This window comes from Candidatus Erwinia dacicola, from assembly GCF_001756855.1.
Lineage (GTDB): Bacteria > Pseudomonadota > Gammaproteobacteria > Enterobacterales > Enterobacteriaceae > Erwinia > Erwinia dacicola.
In genome coordinates this window covers 1-7342 of sequence record NZ_MAYS01000139.1, presented here as the reverse complement: position 1 = coordinate 7342, position 7342 = coordinate 1, and the positions used below count along the sequence as shown (strand labels likewise).

The following is a 7342-nucleotide window of genomic DNA, read 5'->3' as shown; positions in this document are numbered from 1 at the left end:
TGTACTACTTACAGTCTAATGCTGTGGCCAGTATTAGTTGACCACTACACCAATCAGGCGGCTGTCGGCAGGGGGTAAAGGGTATTCAGTTGCGCTGGCGTTGTGCGCTCCAGCAAGAAAGGTGAGTAGTAACAACTGCAGCGAAAGACAGAGGTTTCATGCGCTATAGGTGGAGAGAGCAGTCCGTTCGTGGGGGTGCTTACCGGGTAGTGTAGCAACTCAGCCCTGAGTTAAAATCAGCGCTTTCTGACGTATGGCACGAATCATAGCTTCCAGCCCCTGCGAGCGGGATGGGGTGAGCTGTTGCGTCAGGGAGAGATCGGCGAACCACGGGCGTACGTCGAAGTCGACAATCTCCTGCGATGTCATCTTCTGATAGAGGGCAAAAACGATAGCAATAAGGCCCTTAACCAGCGCAGCATCGCTGTCGCCCTGCAGGCGCACACAGCCACTTGCATCGGTATCAACCACTATCCACACCTGGCTCTGACAGCCGGGTACGATATTCTCCGGCTGCTGCAGGGAATCAGACGATTCTGACAGGCGCGTGCCTAATTCGATGATGTAGAGATACTTTTCTTCTTGGTTGGCGCAGCGATTAAAGTTGCGCACCAGCTTGTCTTTATCTGGCAGAGTTGCCATTGCTTCCTCACTTAAAAATGCAGGGGCGAGGCAAGCCTCGACCCTGCGGGTCGCTACGGGTTGAAACTTAAACCCAGCAAGCGGTGAATACGTATTAAGCCTGCGACCAGACGGTCGACCTCTTCTTCGCTGTTATACAGCACAAACGAGGCGCGACACATTGCCGGCACCTGATAGTGGTACATCAGCGGCATGGCACAGTGGTGACCGGTACGAATGGCGATGCCGTACTGATCGAGGAAGCTGCCGACGTCGAAAGCGTGATGCTTGCCGAGGTTAAAGGCAATGACGCAGGAACGCTGCCGTGGACCATAGATCACCAAATCCGGCACTGTGGCCAGTTTTTCTAGTGCATAATTCATAAGCTGCTGCTCGCGCTCGGCAATGACTTCCAGCCCCAGTTCACTCACCCACTTCAGCGCAGCGCCCAGACCAATAATAGCGCCGGTGTTCGGAGAGCCAGCTTCGAAGCGCCACGGCGCGGTGGCGTAAGTGGTGCCTTTCGTCAGGCTGACGGTGGCGATCATCGATCCGCCCGCTTCCCACGGCGGCATCTGGTCCAGCAGGGCTTTGCGCCCATACAGAATACCAATACCGGTCGGGCCGTAGATTTTATGCCCAGAGAAGACATAGAAATCACAGTCCAGATCCTGCACGTCGACCTGCTGATGCATAATCGCCTGCGCACCGTCGATCAGGGTAGCGACACCCGCCGCCCGAGCCTGAGCCACCAGCGCTTTCACCGGATTTTCAGTGCCCAGCACGTTGGAGACGTGAGTCACGGCCAGCATGCGGGTACGGCTGTCCATCAGCGCAGGCAGCTTCGGGATGTCCAGCTTGCCATTGGCGGTTAGTGGGATAAAACGCACTTCCGCGCCAGTACGCTCAGCCACTATCTGCCACGGTACGATGTTGGCGTGATGCTCCATCTCCGTGATGATGATGTTATCGCCGGGCTGCAGCTGATTGCCGCCCCAGCTGCTGGCTACCAGATTAATCGCTTCAGTGGTGCCTTTGACAAACACAATCTCTTCCGCTGAGGCAGCGTTGAGAAACTGTGCTGCCTGTATGCGCACGTTTTCCATTTTGGTGGTCGCTTCCGCGCTCAGCGTATGGATACCACGATGCACGGCGGCATAGCCGTGCTCGTAGAAACGACTTTCGGCGTCAATGACGACCTGCGGCTTCTGCGCGCTGGCGGCACTGTCGAGATAGGCCAGCGGTTGCCCGTTGACTTCGCGCGTCAGTAACGGGAATGACGCCCGCACACGGGCCAAGTCAAAACTCATTGCAGGCCTCCGGGAAAACGCTGTGCAATGCGCTGCATCACAGCTTCTTTCAGCGTTTCATCATTGATGGTTTCGGTCAGCTCAGCGGCAAACGCGTAAATGATCATGCGTTGCGCCGCGGCTTCGTCGATACCGCGCGAGCGCAGATAAAACATCTGCTCTTCGTTGATACGACCAATCGTCACGCCGTGTCCGCACTTCACGTCATCCGCATAGATTTCCAGCTGCGGTTTGGTGTCCACTTCCGCCAGACAACCTAACAGCAGGTTGTTGTTGCTCATCTGCCCGTCAGTTTTCAGCGCGTACTTCGCCACTTTGATATGTCCGTTGAATACTGCACGCGCAAGGTTACGCACGATAGTTTTGTGTAGCTGACGGCTCTGACAGTAACCCTTGTTGTGCTCAAGATAGGTGCGACTGTCGCACACTTCTTCATCCAGCGGCAGCATCAGGCTGTTAATCACCAGATCGCTGCCCTCGCCTTCCAGTTTGCTGCTGGTGTTGTGACGGGTCAGACCGGCACCCAGCAGGAAGCTGTGGCTCTGCACGCGCACATCACGGCCCAAGGTCAGGTCGTTGTGTGAGAAGTGGTAGCTGCTCTGATCTTCAAAGCACAGGTTGTAGTGCGTCAGCGTCGCGTTATTGCCCACGTAGGCGGTAAAACGCGCCCCGGTGAAGTGGGTACTGGCGTTCAGGCTGAGGTAGTGCTCAATCACCGTCGCTTCAGCCGCTTCATCCAGCTGCAGATGGTGGCGATAGTGCGAAGTGTTCATCTCACCTTCCGCGCTGCCGCTGCTGATATGCAGCAGGTAGAGCGGACGCTCGGCAGCTTTGCCACGTGCCAGATGCATTGTGGTGACCTCTTCTGCTAGGCTCTCGGTCAGATACAGGAACACTTCCGGCTGGATCGGTGCGCCAAGTTCACGACGCTCCGCTGCCTGAGTCACCTGAATATCAAACAGATCAAACTCGGAATCACTCAGCTCAGGTGCGAAGAGGCCATCGATAAACACTAGGCGCACGGCATCAATCGCCAGCGCCTGAGCGTTGACCACATCCGCAGTCAGCACGGGGGGGTGTGGCAGCACGAAGCGGCGGGCTAGTAGCTGATCCAGCGGCGTGTATTTCCAGTTTTCCTGCTTACGCGTCGGCAGGCCTACGCGCAGCAGCTGCTGCCAGTGCTGTTGTGCCTGCATTGAGCGGTTTGCACCGCGCGTTTCAAACAGGTGATGCCACTGTTGCAGCGCGTTTTCACTCTTCGTCGGTAAGCCAACCATAGCCTTGTTCCTCCAACTGTTTCACCAGTGAGAAATCGCCTGATTTTACGATCTTGCCCTGGAACAGCACGTGGACAAAATCAGGCTTGATGTAGTCAAGAATACGCTGGTAGTGGGTAACGATAATAAATGAGCGCCTGCCGTCACGCAGGCTGTTTACGCCATTGGAGACAATTTTCAGCGCATCGATGTCCAGACCGGAGTCGGTTTCATCTAGAATACAGAGACTCGGCTCCAGCGCCGCCATCTGCAGAATGTCATTACGCTTTTTCTCACCGCCGGAGAAGCCCACATTGACCGAACGGGTCAGCAGATCTTCAGGCATTTTCAGCAGGTGGATTTTCTCTTCGATAAAGTCCTGGAAGTCAAAACGGTCCAGCGCCTCTTGCTCGCGGTATTTACGCACCGCATTTACCGAGATTTGCAGGAAGAACTGGTTGCTGACACCTGGGATTTCAACCGGGTACTGGAAAGCCATAAAGATGCCTTCACCGGCGCGCTCTTCCGGGTCAAGCTCCAGCAGGTTTTTGCCTTTGAACTCGACGGAACCGCCTGTCACTTCATAATCTTCACGTCCTGCCAGCGTGGCGGAAAGCGTACTTTTCCCTGAGCCGTTCGGCCCCATGATGGCGTGCACTTCCCCTAGTTTGATTTCAAGATTCAACCCACGCAGGATAGCTTTGTCTTCAACGCTGACCTGTAAATCTTTGATGCTTAACATAAGGTTTCCTTCGCAGTGCTTTCCAGCACTGATAGTTCTTGTGCGCGCAGGGTTAGCCCACGCTGTGTTCCAAGCTGATCGCCAACAGTTTCTGCGCTTCCACCGCAAACTCCAGCGGCAGCTCCGAGAATACATCCTTGCAGAAGCCGTTAACAATCATCGAAATCGCATCGTCTTCGCTGATCCCGCGCTGCAGGCAGTAGAACAGCTGATCTTCGCCGATGCGTGAAGTGGTGGCTTCATGCTCCAGCTGAGCGGTGTTATTGCGCACCTCCACATAGGGGAAAGTATGCGCACCGCATTCAGCACCAATCAGCATCGAGTCGCACTGGGTGAAGTTACGAGCGTTGGTCGCCGTCGGCATGATCTTCACCAAGCCGCGATAGGTATTCTGGCTGGTTCCAGCCGAGATTCCTTTCGAGATGATGGTCGATTTAGTGTTTTTACCGATGTGGATCATCTTGGTCCCAGTATCCGCCTGCTGGCGGCCGCTGGTCAACGCCACGGAGAAGAACTCACCGATGGAGTTATCACCGCGCAGGATCACGCTCGGGTATTTCCAGGTAATGGCCGAACCGGTTTCCGACTGCGTCCAGGACATTTTGCTGTTTTCGCCTTCACACAGCGCACGCTTGGTCACGAAGTTGAGGATACCGCCTTCAGAATCTCCGCCGGAGAACCAGTTCTGCACGGTGGAATATTTCACTTCAGCATCTTTATGGATAATGACCTCTACGACTGCGGCATGCAGCTGATAGGTATCACGCACCGGTGCGGAACAGCCCTCGATATAGCTGACGTGGCTACCTTCATCGGCAATCAGGATGGTGCGCTCGAACTGACCGGTTTTCGCCGCGTTGATGCGGAAATAGGTCGACAGCTCCATCGGACAACGCACGCCTTTCGGGATATAAACGAAGGTGCCGTCTGAGGCTACCGCCGAGTTTAGCGCGGCAAAAAAGTTGTCATTGACCGGAACCACGGTACCGAGGTACTGCTGCACCAGCTCAGGGTGTTTGTGAATCGCTTCACCGAACGAGCAGAAGATAATTCCCTCTTTCGCCAGCTTGTCGCGGTAGGTGGTAGAGACAGAAACGGAGTCGAAGATGGCATCAACCGCCACTTCCTGCCCTTCACGCACCGGCACACCGAGCTGCTTAAAGGTATCTTCCACTTCCTGAGTCAGATAATTGGGCGCTTCACCGGGTGAGGCCTGGGTGGCCCCGGGCTCAGAGGTGCAGCTATCATCGCAATTGCCGCAGGACGGCGCGGAGTAGTAACTGTAATCCTGGTAATCCAGTTTTTTGTAGTTGGCTTTCAGCCAGTGTGGCTCTTCCATCTCCAACCAAGCGGCAAACGCCTTCTGGCGGAATTCCAGCATCCACTCAGGTTCATTACGTTTGGCCGAGATTGCGCGCACCACATCTTCATTGATGCCGTGCTTAAACTCTTCGGTTTGCAGTTGGGTAAAGAAGCCCTCTTTGTACTTCTGCTGGCCGCCTTCCCAAACCTGTACATCATCAGATGCGTCAGTATTACGAGACATAGTATTCACTCAACGCCAAAGCTCTCACCACAGCCGCAGGCGTGTTGAGCTTTAGGGTTATTAAATTTGAAAATCTGGTTCAGGCCTTCACGCACGAAATCAACTTCCGTGCCGTCGATATAGGGCATCGCCTGCAGGGGCACGATTAACGCCGCGCCGTTATGGCTGAACACCAGATCATCCGCCGCTGACTCTTTCACCATATCCATAGTGTAGCCGAAACCTGCACAGCCCGAGGTTTTTACACCCAGCTTCAGTCCCTTGATTTCAGTGTCACCGGCAGTCAGGTTAATGATTTGTTTGGCTGCGCTGTCTGTTAGCGTCAGTCCTTTCCAGATAAAGTCATCTGGAAAAAAAGTGGTAGGATTTGCTGATTGCATAATTTACCTCGCGATACGGTAGCCCTTCGGGCTAGTGCCCCTATGTTAGTGATAACATGAATCACTTCAACCTCTTGTTTTGCAGGGATAAAGGCTAAAGGTGCTTTTTAAAGGCTGTTTTATAAGTTTAGATCCTGAAAAAACAGAATGCGATCTGTCTCGCGAGCCGAACCCTGTGAAAGATAAGTGATTGAAAATAAGATGTTTATATCTTATTATTACCTGTTAGCTCTTAATAATAACTGTTTTAACCCTTTTGAACGCCCCGCTTATCGTTATCACCGATTTTTCTGAGAGGCGGCATTAATCGATAAAAATTCGTTTACAGTGATTGAATAATGTCGCAATCATAATATGATAACGATTATCATTAGCACGACTGGAACTCAGCAATGAATCTGTCGATGAGTGCATGGCTGCAACATAAAATTGATCAGTACAAATTTTCCGTACGTGATATCACCGTCGGTTTCTACATGGCGCAGACTAAATTAAACCACCCGGAGTGCACCATTGAACAGCTGAGCAAGTTCAATGATACCTGTCTGGACATGGCCGAACTCTGTCAGCTAAACGGCGACGATCAAAGTTATCTGCACGCAATGGGTAAACTTCATCAACGGCTGGTCATTGAGCTAAGAGACACGACACGCGAACGGCTACACCGCATGCAAGCTTGGCAGCTGGCGCGTCATTCCTTGAGCTGCTTGAGCTGGCGCTGAAAGGCGAATGGGATAAAGCAACCTTGCTGCAAAGCGAATTCGTCAAGCACTCTTCATGGATTATGTGATCCTGTACGCCAGTATACCGTGTGCAGCCGATACGAAAAACCCTGCAAAAAGCGTGGTTATGGTATGATTACTGCCGTGGTTAAGCGAGAAGTGCAGCATAATCTGTCGCTAACGTCGAAAATCTCTATTTGCCAGACTTGATGACGGCGACCAATAATGCAGAGCACAACAAATTCCGCGCACCTCACCGTCACGTGCGGAGCGCAGGTGGTTAGCGTTAACCTCAAGGCCAACCACCTGTTGCTCACCTTATAGTACACAAATAGTCCGCAATTGGGCTTGGCGTCTCCGTCAACCAATGGCATTCGGTTAAGAAAGAAAGATTCATGTTCAAAAATTGCCAATTCATGGCAAAAAAGGAAAAGGTCAATAGACACCAAATTGGTTGTTCTGTTTCTAATGAAATTATATTAGGGAAAATAATCACGGATACGCTTATATTATTAATGAGATAAGGGCTGAGTGTGCTCGTGGAAAAAAATACCATTACCCCAGCATAAACCGGTCTCTGCCTCATCAATATGCAAAGCCAGAATGAAATTACCAGATGATGCAATAGAAACCATAAACAGAAATATCATTTCTGTGTGGGAAGATAAAAACGATCCAAAAATAGGGAAATAGCACCGACTTTTTGCTATAGACGGTTTAAAGCCAAACATTCCCAGAGGGTTGTTGGAAGATGGATATAAAATT

General features: G+C 52.3%; 7 protein-coding genes and 2 pseudogenes. 1 reads left to right on the top strand and 8 read right to left on the bottom strand.

Annotated features, from left to right (window positions below; all coding sequences use genetic code 11):
* Nucleotides 1-219: 219 nt before the first annotated feature.
* From sufE to sufA, 6 genes are read right to left on the bottom strand one after another with little or no spacing between them, the layout of a single operon-like run.
* Nucleotides 220-642: a cysteine desulfuration protein SufE gene (gene sufE / locus BBW68_RS04260; RefSeq protein WP_070134145.1), complete on the bottom strand. Its 423-nt coding sequence runs from the start codon at nt 640-642 to the stop codon at nt 220-222.
* Between the two features lie 53 nt (nt 643-695).
* The gene (gene sufS, locus BBW68_RS04255; RefSeq protein ID WP_070134144.1) at nt 696-1931 is read right to left on the bottom strand and encodes a cysteine desulfurase SufS; all 1236 of its coding nucleotides are present in this window, start codon (nt 1929-1931) and stop codon (nt 696-698) included.
* Nucleotides 1928-3208, bottom strand: coding sequence for a Fe-S cluster assembly protein SufD (gene sufD, locus BBW68_RS04250; protein WP_070134143.1), 1281 nt, complete (start codon nt 3206-3208; stop codon nt 1928-1930). The genes sufS and sufD overlap by 4 nt, the downstream gene beginning before the upstream one ends.
* Nucleotides 3183-3929 carry a Fe-S cluster assembly ATPase SufC gene (gene sufC / locus BBW68_RS04245; RefSeq protein ID WP_070134142.1) on the bottom strand — a complete coding sequence of 249 codons (747 nt, stop codon included), beginning with the start codon at nt 3927-3929 and terminating at the stop codon, nt 3183-3185. Before sufC ends, sufD begins: the two co-directional genes overlap by 26 nt.
* A gap of 52 nt (nt 3930-3981) precedes the next feature.
* Nucleotides 3982-5475: a Fe-S cluster assembly protein SufB gene (sufB, locus tag BBW68_RS04240; protein ID WP_070134141.1), complete on the bottom strand. Its 1494-nt coding sequence runs from the start codon at nt 5473-5475 to the stop codon at nt 3982-3984.
* Nucleotides 5476-5480: 5 nt separating this feature from the next.
* Nucleotides 5481-5855, bottom strand: a complete 375-nt coding sequence (sufA, locus tag BBW68_RS04235) for a Fe-S cluster assembly scaffold SufA (protein ID WP_070134140.1) — start codon at nt 5853-5855, stop codon at nt 5481-5483.
* Nucleotides 5856-6247: 392 nt separating this feature from the next.
* Between sufA and BBW68_RS04230 the strand changes: the two are divergent.
* Nucleotides 6248-6645: pseudogene (locus BBW68_RS04230) on the top strand (hypothetical protein).
* Between the two features lie 57 nt (nt 6646-6702).
* Here BBW68_RS04230 and BBW68_RS17580 read toward each other — a convergent pair.
* Nucleotides 6703-6917 (bottom strand): annotated as a pseudogene (locus BBW68_RS17580) (hotdog fold thioesterase); the annotation flags it as partial.
* 172 nt (nt 6918-7089) lie between these two features.
* Nucleotides 7090-7342: hypothetical protein (locus BBW68_RS19090; protein ID WP_222563064.1), on the bottom strand; the 253-nt coding region annotated here is incomplete at its 5' end.